The 21,453-nt window shown below is 69.0% G+C and carries 20 protein-coding genes; 8 read left to right on the forward strand and 12 right to left on the reverse strand.

What is annotated here, in order from left to right:
* The first annotated feature begins 18 nt into the window (after nucleotides 1-18).
* The 4 genes from VPH43_RS19160 to VPH43_RS19175 all read left to right on the forward strand — a co-directional run bounded on the left by VPH43_RS19160 (nucleotide 19) and on the right by VPH43_RS19175 (nucleotide 4,353).
* The gene (locus VPH43_RS19160; RefSeq protein ID WP_328579349.1) at nucleotides 19-1,701 is read left to right on the forward strand and encodes a long-chain-fatty-acid--CoA ligase; all 1,683 of its coding nucleotides are present in this window, start codon (nucleotides 19-21) and stop codon (nucleotides 1,699-1,701) included.
* Nucleotides 1,702-1,875: 174 nt separating this feature from the next.
* A complete protein-coding gene (locus tag VPH43_RS19165) occupies nucleotides 1,876-2,367 on the forward strand; it encodes a hypothetical protein (protein ID WP_328579350.1) in 492 nt (163 codons plus the stop codon).
* A gap of 70 nt (nucleotides 2,368-2,437) precedes the next feature.
* The gene (locus tag VPH43_RS19170) at nucleotides 2,438-3,169 is read left to right on the forward strand and encodes a 16S rRNA (uracil(1498)-N(3))-methyltransferase (protein WP_328579351.1); all 732 of its coding nucleotides are present in this window, start codon (nucleotides 2,438-2,440) and stop codon (nucleotides 3,167-3,169) included.
* Complete coding sequence (locus tag VPH43_RS19175; protein ID WP_328579352.1) at nucleotides 3,166-4,353, forward strand: MFS transporter; 1,188 nt, start codon at nucleotides 3,166-3,168, stop codon at nucleotides 4,351-4,353. Before VPH43_RS19170 ends, VPH43_RS19175 begins: the two co-directional genes overlap by 4 nt.
* Here VPH43_RS19175 and VPH43_RS19180 read toward each other — a convergent pair.
* Nucleotides 4,350-5,387 (reverse strand): hypothetical protein, encoded by a 1,038-nt coding sequence (locus VPH43_RS19180; RefSeq protein ID WP_328579353.1) that lies wholly within the window; start codon nucleotides 5,385-5,387, stop codon nucleotides 4,350-4,352. The two genes, VPH43_RS19175 and VPH43_RS19180, sit on opposite strands and share 4 nt — an antisense overlap.
* A gap of 169 nt (nucleotides 5,388-5,556) precedes the next feature.
* Here VPH43_RS19180 and VPH43_RS19185 point away from each other — a divergent pair, with 169 nt between their 5' ends.
* Nucleotides 5,557-6,276: a response regulator transcription factor gene (locus VPH43_RS19185; RefSeq protein ID WP_328579354.1), complete on the forward strand. Its 720-nt coding sequence runs from the start codon at nucleotides 5,557-5,559 to the stop codon at nucleotides 6,274-6,276.
* Here the strand turns inward: VPH43_RS19185 and VPH43_RS19190 are convergent.
* From VPH43_RS19190 to argS, 8 genes are all read right to left on the reverse strand, one after another.
* The gene (locus tag VPH43_RS19190) at nucleotides 6,240-8,069 is read right to left on the reverse strand and encodes an ATP-binding response regulator (RefSeq protein ID WP_328579355.1); all 1,830 of its coding nucleotides are present in this window, start codon (nucleotides 8,067-8,069) and stop codon (nucleotides 6,240-6,242) included. The two genes, VPH43_RS19185 and VPH43_RS19190, sit on opposite strands and share 37 nt — an antisense overlap.
* Nucleotides 8,053-9,318: a THUMP domain-containing class I SAM-dependent RNA methyltransferase gene (locus VPH43_RS19195; protein ID WP_328579356.1), complete on the reverse strand. Its 1,266-nt coding sequence runs from the start codon at nucleotides 9,316-9,318 to the stop codon at nucleotides 8,053-8,055. Before VPH43_RS19195 ends, VPH43_RS19190 begins: the two co-directional genes overlap by 17 nt.
* A gap of 31 nt (nucleotides 9,319-9,349) precedes the next feature.
* Entirely contained in the window at nucleotides 9,350-10,879 is a 1,530-nt protein-coding gene (locus tag VPH43_RS19200) for an RNA polymerase factor sigma-54 (protein WP_328579357.1), read from the reverse strand.
* A 28-nt stretch (nucleotides 10,880-10,907) separates the two neighbouring features.
* On the reverse strand, nucleotides 10,908-11,699 hold the full coding sequence (gene lptB, locus VPH43_RS19205; protein WP_328579358.1) for an LPS export ABC transporter ATP-binding protein: 792 nt from the start codon (nucleotides 11,697-11,699) through the stop codon (nucleotides 10,908-10,910).
* A 90-nt stretch (nucleotides 11,700-11,789) separates the two neighbouring features.
* Nucleotides 11,790-12,419, reverse strand: coding sequence for a lipopolysaccharide transport periplasmic protein LptA (lptA, locus tag VPH43_RS19210; protein ID WP_328579359.1), 630 nt, complete (start codon nucleotides 12,417-12,419; stop codon nucleotides 11,790-11,792).
* A gap of 128 nt (nucleotides 12,420-12,547) precedes the next feature.
* Complete coding sequence (locus VPH43_RS19215) at nucleotides 12,548-13,186, reverse strand: thiol:disulfide interchange protein DsbA/DsbL (protein ID WP_328579360.1); 639 nt, start codon at nucleotides 13,184-13,186, stop codon at nucleotides 12,548-12,550.
* A gap of 23 nt (nucleotides 13,187-13,209) precedes the next feature.
* Nucleotides 13,210-13,905, reverse strand: coding sequence for an SPOR domain-containing protein (locus tag VPH43_RS19220; protein WP_328579361.1), 696 nt, complete (start codon nucleotides 13,903-13,905; stop codon nucleotides 13,210-13,212).
* A complete protein-coding gene (gene argS / locus VPH43_RS19225; RefSeq protein WP_328579362.1) occupies nucleotides 13,902-15,632 on the reverse strand; it encodes an arginine--tRNA ligase in 1,731 nt (576 codons plus the stop codon). Before argS ends, VPH43_RS19220 begins: the two co-directional genes overlap by 4 nt.
* 157 nt (nucleotides 15,633-15,789) lie before the next feature.
* Here argS and VPH43_RS19230 point away from each other — a divergent pair, with 157 nt between their 5' ends.
* Together VPH43_RS19230 and VPH43_RS19235 are read left to right on the forward strand one after the other, a co-directional pair.
* Nucleotides 15,790-17,163, forward strand: a complete 1,374-nt coding sequence (locus VPH43_RS19230; protein ID WP_328579363.1) for a serine/threonine-protein kinase — start codon at nucleotides 15,790-15,792, stop codon at nucleotides 17,161-17,163.
* Nucleotides 17,164-17,277: 114 nt separating this feature from the next.
* Nucleotides 17,278-17,613 (forward strand): PsiF family protein, encoded by a 336-nt coding sequence (locus VPH43_RS19235; RefSeq protein WP_328579364.1) that lies wholly within the window; start codon nucleotides 17,278-17,280, stop codon nucleotides 17,611-17,613.
* Between the two features lie 61 nt (nucleotides 17,614-17,674).
* Here VPH43_RS19235 and VPH43_RS19240 read toward each other — a convergent pair whose 3' ends face one another.
* Genes VPH43_RS19240 through VPH43_RS19250 form a run of 3 tightly spaced genes read right to left on the reverse strand, consistent with a single transcriptional unit; the run spans nucleotide 17,675 to nucleotide 19,654 of the window.
* Nucleotides 17,675-18,232 (reverse strand): DUF3617 domain-containing protein, encoded by a 558-nt coding sequence (locus VPH43_RS19240; RefSeq protein WP_328579365.1) that lies wholly within the window; start codon nucleotides 18,230-18,232, stop codon nucleotides 17,675-17,677.
* A 12-nt stretch (nucleotides 18,233-18,244) separates the two neighbouring features.
* Nucleotides 18,245-18,712: a DUF2214 family protein gene (locus VPH43_RS19245; protein WP_328579366.1), complete on the reverse strand. Its 468-nt coding sequence runs from the start codon at nucleotides 18,710-18,712 to the stop codon at nucleotides 18,245-18,247.
* A gap of 21 nt (nucleotides 18,713-18,733) precedes the next feature.
* Nucleotides 18,734-19,654, reverse strand: coding sequence for a LysR family transcriptional regulator (locus VPH43_RS19250; protein ID WP_328579367.1), 921 nt, complete (start codon nucleotides 19,652-19,654; stop codon nucleotides 18,734-18,736).
* A 167-nt stretch (nucleotides 19,655-19,821) separates the two neighbouring features.
* On the opposite strand from VPH43_RS19250, the gene aceB reads away from it, so the two are divergent.
* Complete coding sequence (gene aceB / locus VPH43_RS19255) at nucleotides 19,822-21,402, forward strand: malate synthase A (RefSeq protein WP_328579368.1); 1,581 nt, start codon at nucleotides 19,822-19,824, stop codon at nucleotides 21,400-21,402.
* Nucleotides 21,403-21,453: the final 51 nt, after the last annotated feature.

Here is a 21,453-nt window from a genome sequence, read left to right on the forward strand (position 1 = left end):
CACCGGAGCGAGACAGACATGGAGAAGACCTGGCTGAAGCAGTATCCCGAAGGCGTGCCCGCCGAGATCAAGACGGACGTGTATCCGTCGCTGGTGGCGCTGATCGAGGAGAGCTTCAGGAAGTACCGCGACCTGCCCGCCTACCGGTTCATGGGCAAGTCCTTCACCTTCGGCCAGGTGGACGAGCTCTCGCGCGCCTTCGCGGCCTGGCTGCAGGCCCAGGGCCTGGAGCGCGGCGACCGCGTCGCCATCATGATGCCCAACGTGCCGCAGTACGCGGTGGCGGTGGCGGGCATCCTGCGCGCGGGTTACGTGGTGGTGAACGTCAACCCGCTGTACACGCCGCGTGAGCTGGAGCACCAGCTCAAGGATTCCGGCTCCAAGGCCATCGTCATCATCGAGAACTTCGCCAACACCTTGCAGCAGGTGATGGCGGCGGTGCCCACCAAGAAGGTGGTGCTGGCTGCCATGGGCGACCTGATGGGCTTCCCCAAGGGGATGATCATCAACTACGTCGTGCGCAACGTGAAGAAGATGGTCCCGGCGTTCGAGATCCCGGGCGCCGTGCGCTTCAACGACGCGGTGTCGCAGGGCCGGGGCAAGCCGTTCACGGCGGCCAAGGTGGGCCCGGAGGACATCGCGGTGCTGCAGTACACCGGCGGCACCACCGGCGTGAGCAAGGGCGCGGTGCTGCTGCATCGCAACCTGGTGGCCAACCTGCTGCAGTCCGAAGCCTGGTACCAGCCGGCGCTGAAGAAGATTCCGTCGGGCGAGCAGATCGTCACCGTGTGCGCGCTGCCGCTGTATCACATCTTCGGCTTCACGGCGAACATGATGCTCAGCATGCGCATGGGCGGCTGCAACATCCTGATCCCGAATCCCCGTGACCTGGACGGCACGCTGAAGGCGCTGGCCAAGGAGCGCTTCCACAGCTTCCCGGCGGTGAACACCTTGTTCAACGCCCTGGCCAACCACGCGAGCTTCAACACGGTGGACTGGAGCCACCTCAAGATCTCGGTGGGCGGCGGCATGGCGGTGCAGCAGGCCACCGCCAAGCTCTGGCTCGAAAAAACCGGCTGCCCGATCTGCGAGGGTTACGGCCTGTCCGAAACCAGCCCCTCGGCCAGCTGCAACCCGGTGGACAGCACCGCCTACAGCGGCAACATCGGCCTGCCGCTGCCCAACACCGAATTCAAGCTGCTGGACGATGACGGCAACGAGGTGCCGGTGGGCCAGCCCGGCGAGATCGCCATCCGCGGCCCGCAGGTGATGGCCGGGTACTGGCAGCGCCCGGACGAGACCGCCAAGGTGATGACGGCCGATGGCTTCTTCCGCACCGGCGATGTGGGCGTGGTGGACGAGCGCGGCTACTTCAAGATCGTGGACCGCAAGAAGGACATGATCCTGGTGTCGGGTTTCAACGTGTACCCCAACGAGGTGGAAGACGTGCTCACCCAGATGGACGGCGTGCTGGAGTGTGCCGCGGTCGGCATCCCCGACGCCAAGGCCGGCGAGGCGGTGAAGGTGGTGATCGTCAAGAAGAACCCCGCCATCACCGAGGCCGACGTGCGCGCGTATTGCGAAGCCAACCTCACCGGCTACAAGCGGCCGAAGGTGATCGAATTCCGCACCGACCTGCCCAAGACACCCGTGGGCAAGATCCTGCGCCGCGAGCTGCGCGACCAGAAAAAGGCGGCCTGATCCGCATCAGCCCGTGTTTGCGCGTCTATCACCCAAGACGCGGAACTCGCAGTTTTTTGCCGTTGCTGTGGGAGAGTTCACGCGTTACGATTTTTGTAACGTGAGTTGGCGTTCGCTTTTCACTGCCTGGGCGCGGCCCTGGGCATAGAGTGTGAAGCTGTCAAGGAGTCGATCATGAACCCACGCTGCAGCAAGACCGAAGCTGGCCGCGCCGAGATCAAGGCGCGCGCTCTGCCGTTGTCGCGCACGGCGCGCAACCTGTTGCTCATCATCGACGGGTCCCGCCCCGCCAACGAGTGGCTCGGGCTGGTCCATGGCGCCACCGAGGCGGACCTCGAAGGGCTGCTGGCCCAGGGCCTGGTGGAGGCAGCGGCCGCACCCGCCGGTGCGCCGGCCGCGTCGCAGGGCAAGCGCGAACCGAGTGTCGAGCAGCTGACGGCCGCCATGAACGCGCTGAGCTACGACCAGCTCTACACCCTGCTCACCAGCCAGGCCAAGGAACGCTTCGGCCTCATCAAGGGCTACCGCGTGATCCTGGATGTGGAGAAGTGCGCCAACCTCCAGGAGATGCAGGGGGTGGCCCAGCGGTTCCTGAACCAGGTGAAGGAAGAGCACGGCGAAGCCGGCATGCGCCACCTGCGCGTGGCGCTCGGTATCCAAGGCTGAAGAGTGTCGGCCCGGCCGCGGGGGACCGCGGCCACCCCGCGAGGCGTCCGCTTTGGCACACTGCCAGCCCATGCCTGTTCCGCGCCTGTACGTTCCGCATCCCCTCGCTGAGGGCCAACCCCTCGACCTGCCGGCCGGTGCCGCCCGCCATGTGCAGGTGCTGCGCCTGCAGCCGGGGGCGCCGCTGCGCCTGTTCAACGGTGAGGGCATCGAGTTTGACGCCACGGTGGTGCGCATGGGGCGCAGCGACGTGGCGGTGCTCGTGGGCGCCGGCGAGGCGGTGGAGCGCGAGCTGCCGTTGGCGGTGACGCTGGCGCTCGGCATGCCGGCCAACGACCGCATGGACGCGCTGGTCGAAAAAGCCACCGAGCTCGGCGTGGCAGCGATCCAGCCGCTGCTGTGCGAGCGTTCGGTGTTGCGCCTGGCCGGTGAGCGGGCCGACAAGCGGCGTGAGCACTGGCAAGGCATCGCCGTCGCCGCGGCCGAGCAGTGCGGCCGCACGCGGGTGCCGGTGATCGAGCCGGTGCAGGACATCGCACGCTGGCTGGCCGGCGGGCCGGCGGCCGGCGGCATGCGCTGGTTGCTCAGCCTGGGCGAGCCGCTGCCCGCGCTGGCCACGATGGCGGTTGCACCGGCGGCCGTGTGCGTGCTCAGCGGCCCGGAGGGCGGCTTGACGCCGCGCGAGGAAGCGCTGGCGCACACCGCCGGCTTCCAGCCCGTGAGCCTGGGCCCGCGCGTGCTGCGTGCGGACACCGCGCCCTTGGCCGTGCTGGCCTGGCTTGGCGTAGGCTGCGGGCGATGAACCGTCCGCTGCTGCTGCTCACCCTGTGCCAGGGCCTGTACCTCACCAACAACGTCACCTTCATCGCGATCAACGGCCTGGTCGGGCTGGCACTCGCGCCGCGACCCTGGATGGCCACCTTGCCGGTGATGGCCTATGTGGCCGGCGCCGCGCTGAGCGCGCCGCTGGTGGCCTCGCACCAGCGCCGCTTCGGCCGCCGGCGCAGCTTCCAGCTGGGCCTGGTGGTGGCCATGTGCAGTGCGGCGCTGTGTGCAGCCGCGGCGCTCACGCATCAGTTCTGGCTGCTGGTGTTCGCCACCGCCACGGCGGGTTACTACAACGCCAACGGCTCGCTGTACCGCTTTGCCGCGGTGGAGCTCGTGCCGGTGCCTGCCAAGGAGCGTGCGATCTCCTGGGTGCTGGCCGGCGGCATCCTCGGTGCCGTGGCCGGGCCGCAGCTGGCGAGCAGCACGCGCGACCTGCTGCCCCAGCCATTTGCCGGCGCCTACCTCGCGCTGATCGGGGTGGCGCTGCTGTCGCTGGGGGTGATGAGCCGGATTCACTTTCCGGCCATGCCCACCGCCGCCGAAGCGCGTGGCGGCCGGCCGCTGGCCGAACTGGCGCGGCAGCCGGTGTTCATCGTCGCGGTCACCGCCAGCGCGCTCGGTTACGGCGTGATGAACCTGCTGATGGCCGCCACGCCGATCGCGATGGCACAGTGTTCGCACCCTTTCAGCAGCGCGGCGCTGGTGCTGGAGTGGCATGTGCTCGGCATGTTCGTGCCCAGCTTCTTCACCGGCGCATTGATCAAGCGCGTGGGCGCGCTGCCCGTCATGGCACTGGGCCTGCTGCTCAACGCGGTGTGCGTCGGCATCGCGCTGTCGGGTGTGGACCTGATGCACTTCCTGGCCGCGCTGATCGCGCTGGGCCTGGGCTGGAACTTCCTCTTCATCGGCGGCACGGCGCTGTTCACCGAGGCCTACCGCCCGGACGAGCGCACCCGTGCCCAGGCCGCGATGGACACCGCCATCTACAGCACGATGACCATCACCTCGTTCAGCTCCGGCGCATTGGTCACCACCAGCGGCTGGACCGGCATGAACGTCGGTACGCTGTTGCCGATCGCCCTGGTGGGCGCTGCGCTGGTGTGGCTGGCGCTGCTGCGGCGTCGTGCCGCGGCAGCAGCGCCCAGGGCCCTGGTCTAGGGGAACACCGCGCCGTACAGCGGGTGGTCCAGCACCCTGTCGCGCACATACACCCGCACGATGGCGCCGTCTGCGGTGGCGAAGTCGCTCCAGAAGAAGCGCCCGAGTGCCGCCTGCGTGTTCAGGCGCTGCACCATCGCCGCCAGGGTCTCGTTGCGGTCCACGGGTTCCACCTCGTAAACCACCGCCGCGGTGTCGCCGCTGCGTCTTTCGAACAGCATCGCGGTCTCGCCACCGGTGAAGTAGGTGCCGAGGAAGCGGCCGCCGTTGGCGCCATGCGCGTTGAGCTGGCTCAGCAGCGCCTGGGCGTCGGCCGGGCCGGAGGCGCTGCCCAGCTTCACCGCTTCGTACACGAAGGTCGGTGGGGTCGCACCCACGCGCTCGAAGAGATGGCGCATGTCGAGCACCTGTGTGCCGAAGCCCAGCGGGCCGCGCCAGCGTTCGCCTTGCGCGCCGCGGGCGTTCAGCGTGGCCAGCAGGCTGTCGATGCTGTCGGTCAGCGAGGCCGGCGCCAGCGAGTACGCCACGCTGCCCGGCCGGGTGGTGTCGCGTACCAGCATGGCCACCATGCCCTCGGAGGCGCTTGCGCTGCCCTTGTAGACGAAGCCCTGCGCGCCTTGGCTGTCCAGCAGCGCCTCGAAGGCCGCTGCGTCGTCGGGCGCCGCCTTCAACGCGTATTGCAGGCTGGTGGCGCTGCGGCCGCTGAAGCGCAGGTACAGCTGCGCCATCGCCGACGGGCTGGCATGGCTTGAGAAGGGGCCGATGAACGCATAGCCGGCGGCGGCCAGGCTGTTGGCCTGCGCTTCGGTCTGCGCGCCGGTGTCGGTGGCGGCTTCGGTCCGGAAGTCGCCGCTGGCCGTGGCCGGGGCCGGCGCAGGTGTTGGTGCGGGCGCGGGCGTGGGCGTGGGTGCGGGTGACGGCGATGGGGCCGGTCCCGGCGCCGGCTGGGGCGCTTGTGCGATGGGGCTGTCGGTGGCCGGTCCGTCGCCGCCACCGCCGCAGGCGCTGAGTGCGGCGGCACAGGTACTGGCCATGAGCCATCGAAGCAGGGGAGTGGTGCGGGGCATGAAATGACGCAGGGTGTTGAGAAGGGCACGCGAGCAGCGCGGATGGTGGTGCCGTTACGACGACGCGCAGTGCCGCGATTGTCAAAATGGCAGCTCCACCGCCACAACCCTGCTTCGATCGGGTTGACGTAACCGGATGTTCGACACCCCCTTCCCGCCGCCGCGCCAGCCTGCCGAACCCGCCAGCCATGTGCTGGTGGTCGACGACCATCCGATGGCGCGCGCCGGGCTGCAGCAGTTCCTCGCCGGCATCCCCGGCGTGCAGGAGGTGGTGGCGGTGGCGGACGCCGACGGCGTGGACCGCGCGCTCGCGCAACGCGGGCCGCCACGGCTGGCCATCGTGGACTTCTGGCTGTCGTCGGGCGACACGGAGTCGCTGCTGCGCCACCTGATGCGCCAGGCGCCCGACACCGCGGTGCTGGTGGTCAGCGGCGACGACCGGCCCGAGGTGGTGGCGCAGGCGCGCCGCGCCGGGGCGCGGGGTTTCGTCAGCAAGGCCGAGCCGCCCGAGACGGTGCGCCATGCCGTGGTCTGCGTGCTCGAAGGCGGCTGCTGGTTCTCGCCCGCACGCGCGGCGGCGGGCCCGCAGCGGGAGATCGACGTGCGGCCCGCCGACCTGGGGCTCACGCAGCAGCAGGGCCGGGTGCTCGCGTTGCTGCTCGACGGGCAGCCCAACAAGCGCATCGCCCAGGCCCTGGGCGTGGCCGACTCCACCATCAAGGAGCACGTCACCGCGGTGCTGCGGCGGCTGGACGTGGCCACCCGCATGGAGGCGATCGCGCTGCTGCGTGGGCGCCGCCTGGTGCTGGCCGCCGGCGATCAGCCCGCGGCACCGTCCTCGCGCAGCCAGCGCTGAAGCAGCGCATGCAGCGCCTCCGGCGCCACCGGCTTGCGCAGCACCACGTAGCCCTCGGCGTCCGCGGCGGCCAGCTCGGGGGACTGCAGCTCGCCGCTCACCATGGCGCCGCGCGCATCGGGCAGGCGCTCCAGCAGCGCCTGCATCAGCTGGAAGCCGCTTTCGGCCGAACGCAGGCGCTGGTCGCACAGCAGCACCTGGGGCCGGAAGCCGGCCTCCAGGTGGGCCAGCGCCTGCTTGCCATGCGCGGCGAAGCGCGCGTCCACCTGCCAGGCGGCCAGCAGGCCGCGCCAGGCGGCCGTCACACCCGGGTCGTCGTCGATCACCAGGCAGCGCCCGCCCAGCGGTGGCAAGGCGGCAGAGGCGCCCGGCATGGGTATGGCGGCCACTGCATCGCGTGCTGCGAGGGGCAGGGCCAGCCAGAAGCAGGAGCCCTTGCCCAGCCGCGACGACACACCGATGCGGGCGTCCATCAGGCGCGCGCATTCGGCCACCACCGACAGCCCCAAGCCATGGCCTTCGCTGCTCACCGACCAGGCGTTGCCCTCGCGGTAGAACGGCGAAAAGATGCGCTCGTGTGACGCATCGGCCACACCGACGCCCGTGTCCCACACCTGCACCTGCCAGTGCGCGCCGCGGCGCCTGCACGCCAGCAGCACGCCGCCGGCGGGTGTGTAGCGCAAGGCGTTGTGCAGCAGGTTGGACACGGCGCGCCGCAGCAGCAGCGGATCGGCGTGCACAAGCACCGTGCACGCCGGCAGGCGCAGCCGCCAGGCCAGGCCGCGGGCGGCGGCTTCGGCCGCACACTGGGCATGCAGCCCGGCCAGCAGGGTGCCCAGGTCGCAGGGCTGCAGCTGCGGCGTGTAGACACCGGCCTCGATGCGCGACAGGTCCAGCAGCGAATCGAACATCTCGTTGATGTTGCTGGCCGCATGGCGCAGCTCGTCGAGCACCGGCGCCAGGGCCGGGTCGGCATTGCGCTCGCGGGCCGTCTGCACCGTCAATGCCAGGGCATAGAGCGGCTGGCGCAGGTCGTGGCTGGCGGTGGCGAGAAAGTAGCTTTTGGCGGCCAGTGCGCGGCGCGCCTCCTCGCTGGCCGCGCGATGCTGCTCGGCGAGGTGCGCGCTCTGCTCCTTCAGGCCGGCCTGTTCCACCAGGAAGGCATGCGAATGGCGGGCGTGGCGCCACACCATCGCGCAATACAGCAGCGCCAACGGAAGCACCGCGTGCCAGTGCAAAGGGAACACCCACGGCACGGCTGGCAGCGCGATGCTCCAGCAGGCGAAAAAGTAGCGCCGGAACACGCCCATCACGCCGGTGGCGAAAGCGGCCGCCGATGCGGTGGAAGCCGCCAGCACCAGGTACACCAGCACGCCGTATTCGAACGAGCGAGCGTCCAGCGCAGCCACGGCCAGCCCACCCCAGCACAGCCCATAGCCGACGCCGGCCCAGTGAAAGCGCGGCAGCCAGCGTGCATGCAGAGGCTCAGGCGCCAGGGTGGCCAGGTCGCGCCGGAAGGCGCGCCGCGCGCCGACCACGAGCAGCGACATCAGCCAGTAGGCACACGCCCAAGCCCACACCGCGCGGCTGTCCCGGCCGGCGGGGAAGGTCCACAGCAGCACCGGCGGAATCACCAGGCCGGCAAGCTCGGCGGAAGCGCGCGAGCCCACCATGGAGAGAAGCTGGCGCCGGGTGTCCGGCGGGCTCAGCGGCAGCGGTGCGTCGGCGGCCGGGTCGGCCAGGGGCCTGGGCGTTGGCGCGCGGCCGTGCGCCGGCTCAGGCCGCGCCGCCATCGCCGCTGGCAGGCGCCGAAGCGGGCCGCCGCAGCGAGCCGGCCACCAGGTCGAAGCGGAACAGCCGGCATTCGATCGGGCCGTTCCACAGCGGCACGCGCCGACTTTCCTTCAGCCGCATCCACGACGGCAGCTTGGCGTCCGGGCTCAGCACCCAGGCGGTCCAGCCGCTGTACTGCTTCTTCCAGTGGCTGGCCAGCTGCGCAAAGAACTCGGCCGGACCGGCGCCGTCTTCGAAGCCCTGGCGCGCCGCGTGCCCGGCCGAGCCCCGGCCCTTGGGGTCAATGCGCTCGCCGTAGGGCGGGTTCAGCATCAGCGTGCCGGCGGCACCCGGCGCGGGCCGCTGCAGCGCGTCGGCGGTCTTGAACTCGATCGCCTCCAGCACGCCTGCGCGTTCGGCATTGCGGGTGGCGAAGTCCGTCATGCGGAAGGACACATCGCCGGCATACACCGCCACCGCCGGCGCGTGCACCCGCGCCTGGGCCGCCTGCTTGATCTGCTGCCATTGCGGCAAGGCGGCACGAAAGGGTGCCAGCCGTTCGAAGGCAAAACGCCGCTGCGATCCGGGCGCGATGCCGCAGGCCAGCTGGGCCGCTTCGATCGCGATGGTGCCGGCGCCGCAGCACGGGTCCAGCAGCGGCCCGTCCTGGGCGCGGCCTTGCCAGCCGGCCGCGGCCAGCATCGCGGCGGCCAGGGTTTCCTTCAGCGGGGCCTCGCCCTTGTCGTCGCGCCAGCCGCGCTTGAACAGTGCCTCGCCGGAGGTGTCCACATAGAGCGTGGCGTCCTGGGCGGTGAGGTGCAGCAGCAGTGGCAGGTGCGGCCGGTGCGTGTCGACGCTGGGGCGTTCGCCGGTGGCGTCACGCAGCACGTCGCACACCGCATCCTTGATGCGCAGCAGCGCGAAGTTCAGGCTCTGCAGCGGCGATCGCGTGGCGGTGATGTCGACCTTGAGCGTCTCGCGCGGGGTGATCCACTGCAGCCAGTCCACCGAGCGCGCCAGGTCGTAGAGATCGTGTTCGTTGCGGTATTCGCCGAAGGCCAGCGGCCAGAGCACCCGCTGCGCCAGCCGGCTTTCCAGGTTGCAGTGCATCGCCAGCACCGGCACCTCGTCCACGCTGTTGGCATGCACCACCGCGCCGCCGCGCCAGGGCTCGATGCGGGCTGCGCCCAGGCCGGGCAGGCGCTGCAGCTCGTCCACCAGCAGTGGCTCGACGCCTTGGGCGCAGGGAAGAAAGAGGGCAGGGATCATCGCTGCGGGCGCCTGACGGTGGGTGGCTCCATCACATGGCCTTGCGCAGGTTGGCCGGCGCGATCTTCAGCGCCTCCCGGTACTTGGCCACCGTGCGGCGGGCCACCTGGATGCCTTGCTCCTCGAGCATCTGGCTGAGCTGACTGTCCGACAGCGGCTTGGCCGCATCTTCGGCCGCCACCAGCTGCTTGATGAGCGCACGCACTGCGGTGCTGGAGGCATTGCCGCCGGCTTCGGTGTTGAGCGAGGAGCCGAAGAAGTACTTCAGCTCGAAGGTGCCGTAGGTGGTGGCCATGTACTTGGCCGTCGTCACGCGCGAGATGGTGCTTTCGTGCAGGCCGAGTTCGTCGGCGATCTCGCGCAGCACCAGCGGCTTCATCGCGATCTCGCCATGGGTGAAGAAGTTCTTCTGCCGCTCGACGATCGCCTGGCTCACGCGCAGGATGGTGTCGAAGCGCTGCTGGATGTTCTTCATGAACCAGCGCGCCTCCTGCAGCCGCGCGCCCAGGTTGGACGCGCCGCCCGCACCACGGGCGCCCCGGATGGCCTGCGCGTACAGGTCGTTGATGCGCAGCTTGGGCATCACGTCCGGATTGAGCACCACCTTCCAGTTGCGGCCGGACTTCTGCACGATCACGTCCGGCACCACGATGTGCGACTCGGCACGCGCAAACGGGCGGCCGGGTTTGGGCTCGCAGCTGACGATCAGCGCCTGCGCGGCCTTGAGCAGGTCCTCGTCGGCGCCGGTGGCGGCCATCAGCTTCTTCAGGTCGCGCCGCGCCAGCAGGTCCAGGTGCTGCTTGCAGACGATGATGGCGACCATCTGCGCCTCGCTGCGCGGCAGGGCGCGCAGCTGCAGGCTCAGGCACTCGCCCAGGTTGCGCGCGCCCACGCCCAGCGGCTCCAGGCTCTGCAGCCACTTGAGCGCGCACTGCAGCCGGTCCAGCAGCTCCTCGCGCGCATCTCCATCGTCGTCGTCGTCCAGCAGGCGCTGGGCGATCTCTTCCAGCGGGTCGGCCAGGTAGCCGTCCTCGTCCAGCGATTCGATCAGGATGTGCAGGGCCGCGGCGTCCTCCGCCGACAGCCGCATGCCGCACATCTGGTTGCGCAGGTGGTCCTGCAGCGACGGGCCTTGCGCGCCGCGCTCCTGCGGCTCGAAGTCGTCGTCGGCGTTGTTGGTGCCGCTGCTCGCGGACGGCGTTTCGCGGATGCCATCGAAGTCGTCGCGCTCGGTGCCGTTTTCCCAGTCCTCGCGTTCGGTGGTGCCGAACTCGGCGCCGTCCACGCCGGCGCCTGAGTCGTCGCCACCGGCCTCGCTGGTGTGCGACTCCGACTCCTCGCGTTCGCTGGAGCTGGTGCGCTCCACCGTCGCGCGCTCGATGGAGGTCTCGAACGGCGTGGGGGCTTCTTCGTCCACTTCGAGGAAAGGGTTCTGCTCGAGCATCTGCTCGACCTCCTGGTGCAGCTCCAGTGTGGACAGCTGCAACAGGCGGATGGACTGCTGCAGCTGGGGCGTGAGCGCCAGATGCTGCGACAGGCGGATCTGCAGGGAGGGTTTCATGCTGCTTTACTGCTCATGGCTCGCATGACTACATCCGGAAGTGTTCGCCGAGGTACACCTTGCGCACGTCCGGGTTCTCGACGATGTCCTGCGGCACGCCTTCGGCGAGCACGCGGCCCTCGCTGATGATGTACGCGCGGTCGCAGATGCCCAGCGTCTCGCGCACGTTGTGGTCGGTGATCAGCACGCCGATGCCGCGCGCCTTGAGGAAGCTGATGATGCGCTGGATCTCGATCACCGCGATCGGGTCCACGCCAGCGAAGGGCTCGTCCAGCAGGATGAAACGCGGCTGCGTGGCCAGTGCGCGGGCGATCTCCACCCGCCGGCGCTCGCCGCCGGACAGCGCCGGTGCCGGGCTGGAGCGCAGCTTCTCGATGCTCAGGTCTTCCAGCAGGCCGTTGAGCAACTGCTCGATGACGTCCTTCTTCAGCGGCTTGCCGTCCTCGCCCTGCTGCAGCTCCAGCACCGCGCGGATGTTCTCCTCCACGGTGAGCTTGCGGAAGATGGACGCTTCCTGCGGCAGGTAGGACAGCCCCAGGCGCGAACGCTGGTGGATGGGCTTGTGCTGCACCGGCTGGCCGTCGATCAGGATCTCGCCCGCGTCGGCCCGCACCAGGCCGACGATCATGTAGAAGCTGGTGGTCTTGCCGGCGCCGTTGGGGCCCAGCAGGCCCACCACCTCGCCAGCGCCCACCGCGAGGCGCACGTCCTTCACCACCTTGCGCGAACCGTAGGCCTTCTGCAGGCCCACCGCTTCCAGCCGGCTGGTGGCCGTGGTGGCGCCGGCCCCGGCAGCCTGCGTGTCCAGCACCGCGCTCATCGGGAAGGCTCCGCCCAGGGGGCTGCGCTCTTCTCCGGGGGAACGGCCCGGCGGCTCATGCGGCAAGCGCCTTGGAAACGGCCCGTGGGCTCATCGGCGCTCCCCCAGCGTGCCGGACGGTGCCAGCGGTGCGGCCGGCTTGGGCGCGGGCGCGGAGGCCGCGGTGCCGCGCGGTGTGAGCACCGCGCGCACCCGGCCGGTGGGGTTGGCGGGCGTCACGTTGCTCGGGCCGCCCTGCACGCTGAACAGCTCCGCCACGTTGTTGTAGGTGATCTCGTTGCCGTTGATCTCGTCGGCTACGGTGGCGCCGCGCAGGCGCTTGACCTTGGCATGGCCGATGAAGTGCACCGTGTCGGCCTGGCCGTCGTATTCCACGCGGTCGGCCGTGCCTTCGATGTATTCGTCGGTGCCGTCGCGCTTCTGGCGGAAGGTGGCCGGGCGATTGGGCGCGCCCTGGGCCAGCGCGCTGCGGAAGCCTTCGGGGCTCTCGCGCACTTCCACCCGGTCGGCATGGATGGCCAGCGAACCCTGGGTGATGACCACGTTGCCGTTGAACACCACCACCTGCTTGAGCAGGTCCACGGTGCTTTGCTGGTCGGCGGCGATCGTCATCGGCTGGTTGCGGTCGGCCTTGTCGGCCCAGGCCGCAGGGGCCGAGACGGCGGCGCCGGCCAGCAGCGCGGCAGCGCGGAGAAGGGAAGGGGTCAGCAGGTGTTTCATTGCGGCATGGAACTTGCAGACCATTCTAACGACGGTCGCTGTCCATGCCGGACGGGCACCCGCAAATATCTGGGGCCGTTTTCGGAACAACTTGACGGCGGCCGCCGAAGCCGCCGTCGCCGCCGGTGTCAGGCCTTGCTCTTGCGAGCCAGGAAGTTCACCACTTGCAGCGCCTGCTCATGGCCGCCGGCCAGGCCGACGGAGGTCCAGTAGCGGCCCTGCACGCCGATCGCCGGCACGCCGTCGATCTTGTAGCCGTCGGACAGCTGCTTGGCCTGGCGCACCTTGGTCTGCACCGCGAAGGACTTGAAGATCTCGATGAACTTCTTGCCGTCCACGCCGTTCTCGGTCATGAACGCTTCGATGTCGTTGTCCTTGTCCAGGCGCTTGTGCTGCAGGTGGATGGCGTTGAACACCTTGCGGTGCATCTGCTCCACCAGCCCCATGGTCTCCAGCGAGTAGAAGATCTTGGAGTGGGTTTCGTGCAGGGCGCTGAAGGCCACGTGCGCGCGCTGGAAGTTCACATCCGCCGGCAGCTTCTTGCTCCAGGCGTCCAGCGAGGGCTCGAACGCATTGCAGTGCGGGCAGCCGTACCAGAAGAACTCGACGATGTTGATCTTGCCGTTGGCCGGCACCGGCACCGGCTGGTTCAGCTTGATGTAGTGGGTGCCCTCGACCGGGCCGCCCTGGGCGAAGGCGCTGCTGCCGAGGAACGGCAGGCCCAAAGCCGCTGCCGCCAGTTGCGCCGAAAAGTCGCGCCGTTTCATCCCATGTCCTTTCGTTGTGAAGTTCAATGCGCCGCGGCTTCCACCCGCACCAGCGCCGATTCGACACTGGCCGCCTGCAACCGTTCCTGCGCGGCGTCGGCGTCTTCCTTGCGGTCGAAGGGCCCCAGGCGCACCCGATACACGGTGCGGCCGGACTGTTCCCGCTCGGTGACGCGCGCGCCCATGCCCATCATCGCCAGCTTGGCCCGTTGTTGTTCCGCGTCCTCGGGGCGGGCAAAGGCGCCGGCCTGCACGAAGTAAGTGAACGCGCCGGCCTCCGGTTTGGCCGACTTGGCCCCTCCCACCATCGGTGCGGCGGCCGGCGACACCGGCTGGCCCGAGAGGATGGCGCCCGGGTCACGCGCCACGGGCCGCGAGGCGGCCGCCCGGTTGTCCGGCGCCTCGGCCGGGCGGCCCACCACGGCGGGGGCCGGCGGCATCGCGCCCGGTGCGGGCGCCGCCCCGGAGGCGGGAGCCGATGCGCTGTGGATGATGGGCTTGACCTGCTTGCCGGCCAGCGGCGCGTTCGGATCCCAGTTCTTGTTGCGCTCCACCTCGGCGGCGTCCTGCTCGGGCGTGCGCTGCGGCACCTTGTTGACAAAGGGCACCGGCACCTTGGTGACGTACAGCGCCACACCCAGCGCCAGCGCCAGCCCGATCAACAGGCCGACGATCAGGCCGAGGACAAAGCCGCCCTTTTCGCTCTTTGCGGATTTCATGCAGTGATCTCTTCGCTTTCTTCCCGGGTCATGGAACGCGGCGCGCTCACGCCCAGCAGCGCCAGGGCATTGCGCAGCACTTGGCGGGTGGCGGCCAGCAGCGCGAGGCGGGCCTTGGCGAGCTCGGCATCATCGACCAGAAAACGCTCGGCCGCGTAGTAGCTGTGGAAAGCCGCCGCCAGGTCGCGCAGGTAGAAGGCCACGTCATGCGGCGCCAGCTCGGCCGCCGCCCGGCCCAGCATCTCCGGGAAGGCGGCCAGCTTGAGCATGAGCGCGGTCTCGGTGGGCGCGCTCAGGCGGCTCAGGTCGGCGGTGTGCAGCTGGTCCTCGTCCTGACCGATCTTCTGCTTGGCCTGGGCCAGCACCGAGCAGATGCGCGCATGGGCGTACTGCACGTAGAACACCGGGTTCTCGTCGTTCTGCTTCAGCGCCAGGTCGATGTCGAACACGAATTCCGTGTCCGCCTTGCGGCTGACCAGGAAGAAGCGCACGGCGTCGCGGCTGGTCCAGTCGATCAGGTCGCGCAGGGTGACGTAGCCGCCCTGGCGCTTGCCCAGCTTGACCTCCTGGCCACCCTTCATCACGGTGACCATCTTGTGCAGCACGTAGTCCGGGTAGCCGGGCGGGATGCCCACGTTGGCCGCCTGCAGCCCGCCGCGCACCCGGGCGATGGTGCCGTGGTGGTCGGTGCCCTGCACGTTGACCACCTTGGTGAAACCGCGCTCCCACTTGTTGATGTGGTAGGCCACGTCCGGCACGAAGTAGGTGTAGGTGCCGTCGGACTTGCGCATCACGCGGTCCTTGTCGTCGCCGTAGTCGGTGGTCTTCAGCCACAGCGCGCCGTCCTGCTCGAAGGTCTTGCCGGCGGCCACTAGGCGCTGCACGGTCTTGTCCACCAGCTGGTCGCCGTAGAGGCTGGACTCGAGGAAGTAGTTGTCGAAGCGCACGCCGAAGGCCTGCAGGTCCAGGTCCTGCTCGTGGCGCAGATAGGCCACCGCGAACTGCCGGATGCCATCCAGGTCGTCGGGGTCGCCCGAGGCGGTGAACACGCGGTCGTCGGCCTTGACCGTCTTCTTCGCCAGGAAGTCGGCCGCGATGTCGGCGATGTACTCGCCGTTGTAGGCGCTTTCCGGCCAGCCCGGATCGCCGGGCTTCAGGCCCTTGATGCGGCACTGGGTGCTCAGCGCCAGCGTGCCGATCTGCACACCGGCGTCGTTGTAATAGAACTCCCGCGTCACGTTCCAGCCCTGGGTCTGGAACAGGTTGCAGATCGAATCCCCAAGCGCGCCCTGGCGGCCGTGGCCCACGTGCAGCGGGCCGGTGGGGTTGGCCGACACGAACTCCACCATCACGCGCTGGTGGTTGGACTGCTGGTGGCCGAACGCATCGCCGGCGCGCAGCACTTCGGCCACCACCGCCTGCTTGGCGGCGTCCTTCAGGCGCAGGTTGATGAAGCCGGGGCCGGCGATCTCCAGGGCCTGCACCCAGCGCTGCACCGCAGGTTGGCGCTCCAGCGCGGCCACCAGCGCCTGGGCCAGCTCGCGCGGGTTTTTCTTCGCCGGCCGGGCCAGCTGCATGGCGGCGGTGACGGCCAGGTCGCCATGCGAGGCCTGCTTGGGCGATTCGAAGGCGGGCGTGAAGCCGGAGGAGGCGGGGCCCAGCACGGGCCCCAGTTCGGCGACCGCGTCACGCAAGGCGTGCAGCAGGTCCTGCTTGGCTTGGATCATCGGGCGATTTTAGGGGTGGGGCCTGGTGCGGACGCCGTCCGGCGGGCCGGATTGCCGGATGTTTATGCGCTTGTTCGGTGTACCGCCGGCCCGCGGACGGGCGCATCATGCACAAGCCGCGATGCTGCAGGCTCGCCTGTGCCGGCGCCTTGCCTTCATGTCCCAAGCCCCACCGATGCTCACCGACTCGCTGCCGTTCGACGCCGCGCTGCCCGGCCATATCGGCAAGTACGAGGTGCTACGCAAGCTGGGCGAGGGCGCCACCAGCGAGGTCTTCCTCGCGCGCGACAACTTCCACGGCCGGGTGGTGGCCATCAAGCGGGTGCGCGCCGCCATGCTGGGCGGCGAGATCGGCGACATGCCGGAAGGGCACTACTACGAGCGCTTCTTTGCCGCCGAGGCCGCGCTGGTGGGCCGGCTGCAGCACCCGAACGTGGTGCAGATCTTCGACGCCGTGGCCGACCCGGTGTCGCCTTACCTGGTGATGGAGTATGTGCAGGGCATCACCCTGCGCCGCTTCTGCCGGGCGGACGCACTGCTGTCCCTGGAGCAGATCGTGGAGATCGGCTTCAAGTGCGCGATGGCGCTGGGGTATGTGTACCGCCAAGGCCTGATCCACCGCGACGTCAAGCCGGCCAACATCCTGGCGGTGGTGGAAAACGACCAGGTGATCGACGTCAAGGTCACCGACTTCGGCAGCGTGCTCAACCTCACGTCCGACCGCACCCAGATCTTCCGCGTGGGCTCGCTGGCCTACATGTCGCCCGAGCAGCTGGACGGCAGCACGCTGGACGCGCGCGCCGACATCTATTCGCTGGCCGCGGTGATCTACCACCTGGTGGCCGGGCGCCCGCCCTTCGACGCGCAGTCGCAGACCGCGCTGATGAACCAGATCTACAACGCCGAGCCGCCGCCGCTGGTGAACCTGCGTGACGGTGTGCCGCCGCGGCTGGACGAGGTGATCCGCCGTGCCCTGGCCAAGGACCCGGCCGAACGCCACACGTCCTGGGACGAATTTGCCCAGGCGTTGTCCTCCCTGGTGGCCAACCGGGAGGTGCCGCGTGGCCGCATCCAGGGCGTGCTGGACTCCGAGCGCTTCAACCTGCTCCGCACGCTGGACTTCTTTTCCGGCTTCGGCGACGTGGAGCTGTGGGAGGTGGTGCACCGGGCCAAGTGGCAGCGCTTCAAGTTCGGCCATGCGCTGTTCAAGCGCGGGCAGGAGGGGAACAGCTTCCACATCATTGCCCAGGGCGAGGTGGAGGTCTTCCGCGACGGCACCAAAGTGGCCCAGCTGGGCGCCGGCACCTCGGTGGGCGAGATGGCCTACCTGGCGCCCAGCCCTGAATTGCGCCGGCACAGCACCGACGTGCTGGTGTCGCTGCCCTGCACCACCATCTGCTTCACGCCCGACACCCTGGCGCAGGTGAGCCCCAGCACCCGCCACCTCTTCGACGCGGCCTTCATCCGGGTGCTGGTGCGTCGGCTGCACGCAGCGCACGAGGCGCTGGCGCATCCCCGGCGGATTTTGTAAGCGCGCGTCTCTCCCACGGGTTTGGGGGTTCCACCTGTCGGCTCGGCGCCTGCGGGCCGCGTTGTGCCCTCACCGCGCACTGACCGCGGAACAACCCTGGAAGGAAGAGGAACCATGAAACACCTGATCGCTGTTGTGTCGCTGGCCCTGGCCGGCTTTGCCGTTTCCGCCCAAGCCGCCGATGCGGCGGCCTCCGCCCCCGAAAAAGGCAAGAGCGCCCAGAACAACAAGATGAAAACCTGCAGCGCCGACTTCAAGGCCACCGGCAAGCCCAGCGCCGAGCGCCAGGCCTTCATGAAGGAATGCCTGTCCGCCAAGAGCGCCGACACGGCCGCCTCCGGCACCGCCAAGACCGAGCAGCAGAACAAGATGAAGACCTGCAATGCCGACGCCAAGGGCAAGACCGGCGACGAGCGCAAGGCCTTCATGAAGGAATGCCTCAGCAAGTAAGCCGCTCACGGCAAAACAAAAAGGGCCCGCGCGGGCCCTTTTCCTTTGGTGTGGCGCGCCTTCAGCCGCCCAGCGGCTTCAAGCCCTTGCAGTCGGCACCCAGCCACTTGCCCTTCTGCTCCATCTGCATCTCCATCGGCTTGCCGTCGTGCTGCATCTTCATGCGCATGTCCATGGCATAACTCTCGGGGGTCAGGTTGTAGGCGCGGCCTTCGCCTTGCACCGAGCTGCCGTCCTTGCGCTTGCAGCTGAAGCTGAACTTCGCTTCAGTGGCCGAGGTGCTGTCCATCTTGTGGGTGCAGTCGGTGTCCGGGTCGGTCTGGGGCACGAAGTCCTTTTCCGCCTTCTCCTTGCTCAGGCAGTAGCGGAAGCTGTTCGGCTTGGCGCCGGTGCCCACGCCGCGGTCCTTCATCATCTGCTCCACCATGGCGCGCTGCTGCGGCGACATCTGCTTCATCGCTTCGTTCATGTCGGGCATGCCGCCCGCCGGCATGCCTCCGCCCTGGGTCTTGCTCTGCACCTCCCACAAACCGGGCTTGCGCTTGGCGGGGTCGGCGGCGTGGGAGGCCAACGTGGCGCTGGCCAGGGCGGCGGTCAGCACGATCAGGCGGAAGGTCATGGACCAACTCCTTCATCGGGTGCCGACGCCACGCGCCAGCAGGGTTGCAGCCAGCGGCACCAGCACCAGCAGGTGGGCCTCGATCATCACCCAGCGCCGGGCCTGGCGGATTTCAGCTTCCGCCGGCAGGCTGCCGTTGGCGTCCAGCTGCTTGCGCCAGCGGGTGAACAGGATCGTGGGTTTGATCGACATCAGGCCGATCGCGATGAACAAGGTGAGCTTCAGGTGCAGCAGCGGCTGGTGCCAGTACCAGGCCGTGCCTTTCATGCCCCACCAGGTGCGGGCCAGGCCGGTGGCCAGCAGCACGATCGCGAAGATCATGTAGAGGAAGTCCACCCGCGCCAGGCGCCGCACCACCGCGGCGTTCATCCACTCGGGCCGGCACAGGGCCGCTTCGCTGGTGAGGAAGACCACCACGCCGAGGATGGCGGTGATGTGCAAGTAGGCGAGCAGGGCTTCGCTGAGGGCAGGGTTGAGCATGGCGAGCGATTCTGCTGAAACTCAGGCGCCTTGCCCAGCCGCTTTCCAGTAGTCCGGATCCCCGTAGCTGTGCTTGAGGAAGTCGATCCACAAGCGCACCCGCAGCGGCAGGTGCTTGGCATGCGGAAACAGCGCAAAGATGCCATTGGGCGGCGCGGCAAAGTCGTCCAGCACACTCACCAGCGCGCCGCTGGCCACCTCGTGCTCCACTTCCCAGGTGCTGCGCCAGGCGATGCCCAGCCCGGCCAGGCACCAGTCGTGCAGCACCTGGCCGTCGCTGCAGTCGATGCGGCCGCTGGGGCGCAGGTGCATCAGTTCGCCGTCCACCGTGAAGGCCCAGCCGCGCGTCTGGCTGGCATCGGAGCTCAGGGTCAGGCATTCATGGCGCGCCAGCTCCGACGGATGCTGCGGCACGCCGGCGCGCTGCAGGTAGCCGGGCGCCGCGACGCACAGGCGCCGGTTGTCGGCCAGGCGCACGCTGATCAGGCTGGAATCGGGCAGGTCGCCCACGCGCACCGCGCAGTCGTAGCCCTCGTTGACGATGTCCACCACCCGGTCGCTCAGGTTGAGCGACAGGTGCACGTCCGGGTGCTGCTGCAGGAAGCGCGGCACTAGCGGCGCCACGTGGCGGCGGCCGAAGCCGGCCGGCGCGGTGATGCGCAGGGCGCCGCTGGCCTTCACGCCGCCGGCGGTAACGCTGGCTTCGGCATTGGCCAGGTCGGTCAGCAGGCGCTGGCAGTCTTCCAGGAAGGCGCTGCCTTCATGGGTGAGGGTGATGCGCCGGGTGGTGCGCACCAGCAGCTTCACGCCCAGGCGCTCCTCCAGGCCATCGATGCGCCGGCCGATCACCGCCGGCGCCACCCCTTCGGCGTGGGCGGCCGCCGTGAGGCTGCCCTTGGTGGCCACCGCGACAAAGGATTCGATCTGCTTCAACCGGTCCATGGCGCCGGATATTAGATCGCCGGCCGGCCGATTCCACTGCCTGGAGGCAAAGATCAATCGCTTCTGGCGCGCGCAATATGCACCCAGGTTCGCAATACAGTGGCTGCAGCCTGCCACGCCTGCTGCTCCGGCCGACGTGCTCGACTTTCCATCCTGAGGAGATTGCCATGACCATCCAGCTGCCCCAAGGCATGCAGATCAACGCGCCCATCCAGCCCGGCTTCGAGACCGTGCTCACGCCCGAGGCGCTGGCCTTCGTCGCCAAGCTCCACCGTGCCTTCAACCCGCGCCGCCAGGAGCTGCTGGCCTTGCGCGTGGAGCGGGCGAAACGGCTGGACGCCGGCGAGCGCCCCGACTTCCTGCCCGAAACCGCCCACGTGCGCGCCGGCGACTGGAAGGTGGCGCCGATTCCGCCGGCGCTGCACTGCCGCCGCGTGGAGATCACCGGCCCGGTCGAAGCCAAGATGGTGATCAACGCCTTCAACTCGGGCGCCGACAGCTACATGACCGACTTCGAGGACAGCAATGCGCCCTCGTGGTCCAACCAGATCCAGGGCCAGATCAACCTGGCCAAGGCCATCCGTCGCGAGCTCAAGCTGGAGCAGAAGGGCAAGACCTACCAGCTCAACGACCGGATCGCCACCCTGCAAGTGCGCCCGCGCGGCTGGCACCTGGAAGAAAAGCATGTGCTGATCGACGGCCAGCGCGTGAGCGGCGGCATCTTCGACTTCGGCCTGTTCTTCTTCCACAACGCGCGTGAGCAGATCGCGCGCGGCGCCGGCCCCTTCTTCTACCTGCCCAAGATGGAAAGCCATCTGGAGGCGCGCCTGTGGAACGACATCTTCGTGATGGCCCAAGCAGAGCTCGGCCTGCCGCAGGGCACCATCAAGGCCACGGTGCTGATCGAGACCATCCTCGCCGCCTTCGAGATGGACGAGATCCTGTACGAGCTGCGCGAGCACAGCGCGGGCCTGAACGCCGGCCGCTGGGACTACATCTTCAGCTGCATCAAGAAGTTCAAGAACGACGAGGACTTCTGCCTGGCCGACCGCGCCAAGGTCACCATGACCGCGCCCTTCATGCGCGCCTATGCGCTGCTGCTGCTCAAGACCTGCCACAAACGCGGCGCGCCGGCCATTGGCGGCATGAGCGCGCTGATCCCGATCAAGAACGATCCGGAAAAGAACGCGGTGGCGATGCAGGGCATCATCAACGACAAGAAGCGCGACGCCACCGACGGCTACGACGGCGGCTGGGTGGCGCACCCGGGCCTGGTGGAGCCGGCGATGAAGGAATTCATGGCGGTGCTGGGCGACAAGCCCAACCAGTTCGAGAAGCAGCGCCCCGACGTGAACGTGAAGGCCGCCGACCTGTTGAATTTCCAGCCCGAGCAGCCGATCACCGAAGCCGGCCTGCGCATGAACATCAACGTGGGCATCCACTACCTGGGCGCCTGGCTGGGTGGCAACGGCTGCGTGCCCATCCACAACCTGATGGAGGACGCGGCCACCGCCGAGATCAGCCGCAGCCAGGTGTGGCAATGGATCCGCTCGCCCAAGGGCGTGCTGGAAGATGGCCGCAAGGTCACCGCCGAGATGGTGCGCGGCTTCGTGCCGGAAGAGCTGGCCAAGATCAAGGCCGGCGGCTTCGAGGGCAAGTTCGATCGCGCTGCCCAGATCTTCGAGCAGATGAGCACGCAGGACGAATTTGCGGAGTTCCTCACCTTGCCGCTGTACGAGGAGATCTGATCCCGCCGCGCGACGCTGCGCGCCAAAGCAAGAAGGGGCCCTCACGCGGGC

It is taken from the genome of Ideonella sp. BN130291, from assembly GCF_036231905.1.
Classification (GTDB): domain Bacteria; phylum Pseudomonadota; class Gammaproteobacteria; order Burkholderiales; family Burkholderiaceae_C; genus CAMLIZ01.

Coding starts and splice junctions, on each gene's coding strand:
- VPH43_RS19160 (WP_328579349.1), top strand. CDS start 19: ATGGAGAAGACCTGGCTGAAGCAGTATCCCGAAGGCGTGCCCGCCGAG.
- VPH43_RS19165 (WP_328579350.1), top strand. CDS start 1,876: ATGAACCCACGCTGCAGCAAGACCGAAGCTGGCCGCGCCGAGATCAAG.
- VPH43_RS19170 (WP_328579351.1), top strand. CDS start 2,438: ATGCCTGTTCCGCGCCTGTACGTTCCGCATCCCCTCGCTGAGGGCCAA.
- VPH43_RS19175 (WP_328579352.1), top strand. CDS start 3,166: ATGAACCGTCCGCTGCTGCTGCTCACCCTGTGCCAGGGCCTGTACCTC.
- VPH43_RS19180 (WP_328579353.1), bottom strand. CDS start 5,387: ATGGCCAGTACCTGTGCCGCCGCACTCAGCGCCTGCGGCGGTGGCGGC.
- VPH43_RS19185 (WP_328579354.1), top strand. CDS start 5,557: ATGTTCGACACCCCCTTCCCGCCGCCGCGCCAGCCTGCCGAACCCGCC.
- VPH43_RS19190 (WP_328579355.1), bottom strand. CDS start 8,069: ATGGCGGCGCGGCCTGAGCCGGCGCACGGCCGCGCGCCAACGCCCAGG.
- VPH43_RS19195 (WP_328579356.1), bottom strand. CDS start 9,318: ATGATCCCTGCCCTCTTTCTTCCCTGCGCCCAAGGCGTCGAGCCACTG.
- VPH43_RS19200 (WP_328579357.1), bottom strand. CDS start 10,879: ATGAAACCCTCCCTGCAGATCCGCCTGTCGCAGCATCTGGCGCTCACG.
- lptB (WP_328579358.1), bottom strand. CDS start 11,699: ATGAGCGCGGTGCTGGACACGCAGGCTGCCGGGGCCGGCGCCACCACG.
- lptA (WP_328579359.1), bottom strand. CDS start 12,419: ATGAAACACCTGCTGACCCCTTCCCTTCTCCGCGCTGCCGCGCTGCTG.
- VPH43_RS19215 (WP_328579360.1), bottom strand. CDS start 13,186: ATGAAACGGCGCGACTTTTCGGCGCAACTGGCGGCAGCGGCTTTGGGC.
- VPH43_RS19220 (WP_328579361.1), bottom strand. CDS start 13,905: ATGAAATCCGCAAAGAGCGAAAAGGGCGGCTTTGTCCTCGGCCTGATC.
- argS (WP_328579362.1), bottom strand. CDS start 15,632: ATGATCCAAGCCAAGCAGGACCTGCTGCACGCCTTGCGTGACGCGGTC.
- VPH43_RS19230 (WP_328579363.1), top strand. CDS start 15,790: ATGTCCCAAGCCCCACCGATGCTCACCGACTCGCTGCCGTTCGACGCC.
- VPH43_RS19235 (WP_328579364.1), top strand. CDS start 17,278: ATGAAACACCTGATCGCTGTTGTGTCGCTGGCCCTGGCCGGCTTTGCC.
- VPH43_RS19240 (WP_328579365.1), bottom strand. CDS start 18,232: ATGACCTTCCGCCTGATCGTGCTGACCGCCGCCCTGGCCAGCGCCACG.
- VPH43_RS19245 (WP_328579366.1), bottom strand. CDS start 18,712: ATGCTCAACCCTGCCCTCAGCGAAGCCCTGCTCGCCTACTTGCACATC.
- VPH43_RS19250 (WP_328579367.1), bottom strand. CDS start 19,654: ATGGACCGGTTGAAGCAGATCGAATCCTTTGTCGCGGTGGCCACCAAG.
- aceB (WP_328579368.1), top strand. CDS start 19,822: ATGACCATCCAGCTGCCCCAAGGCATGCAGATCAACGCGCCCATCCAG.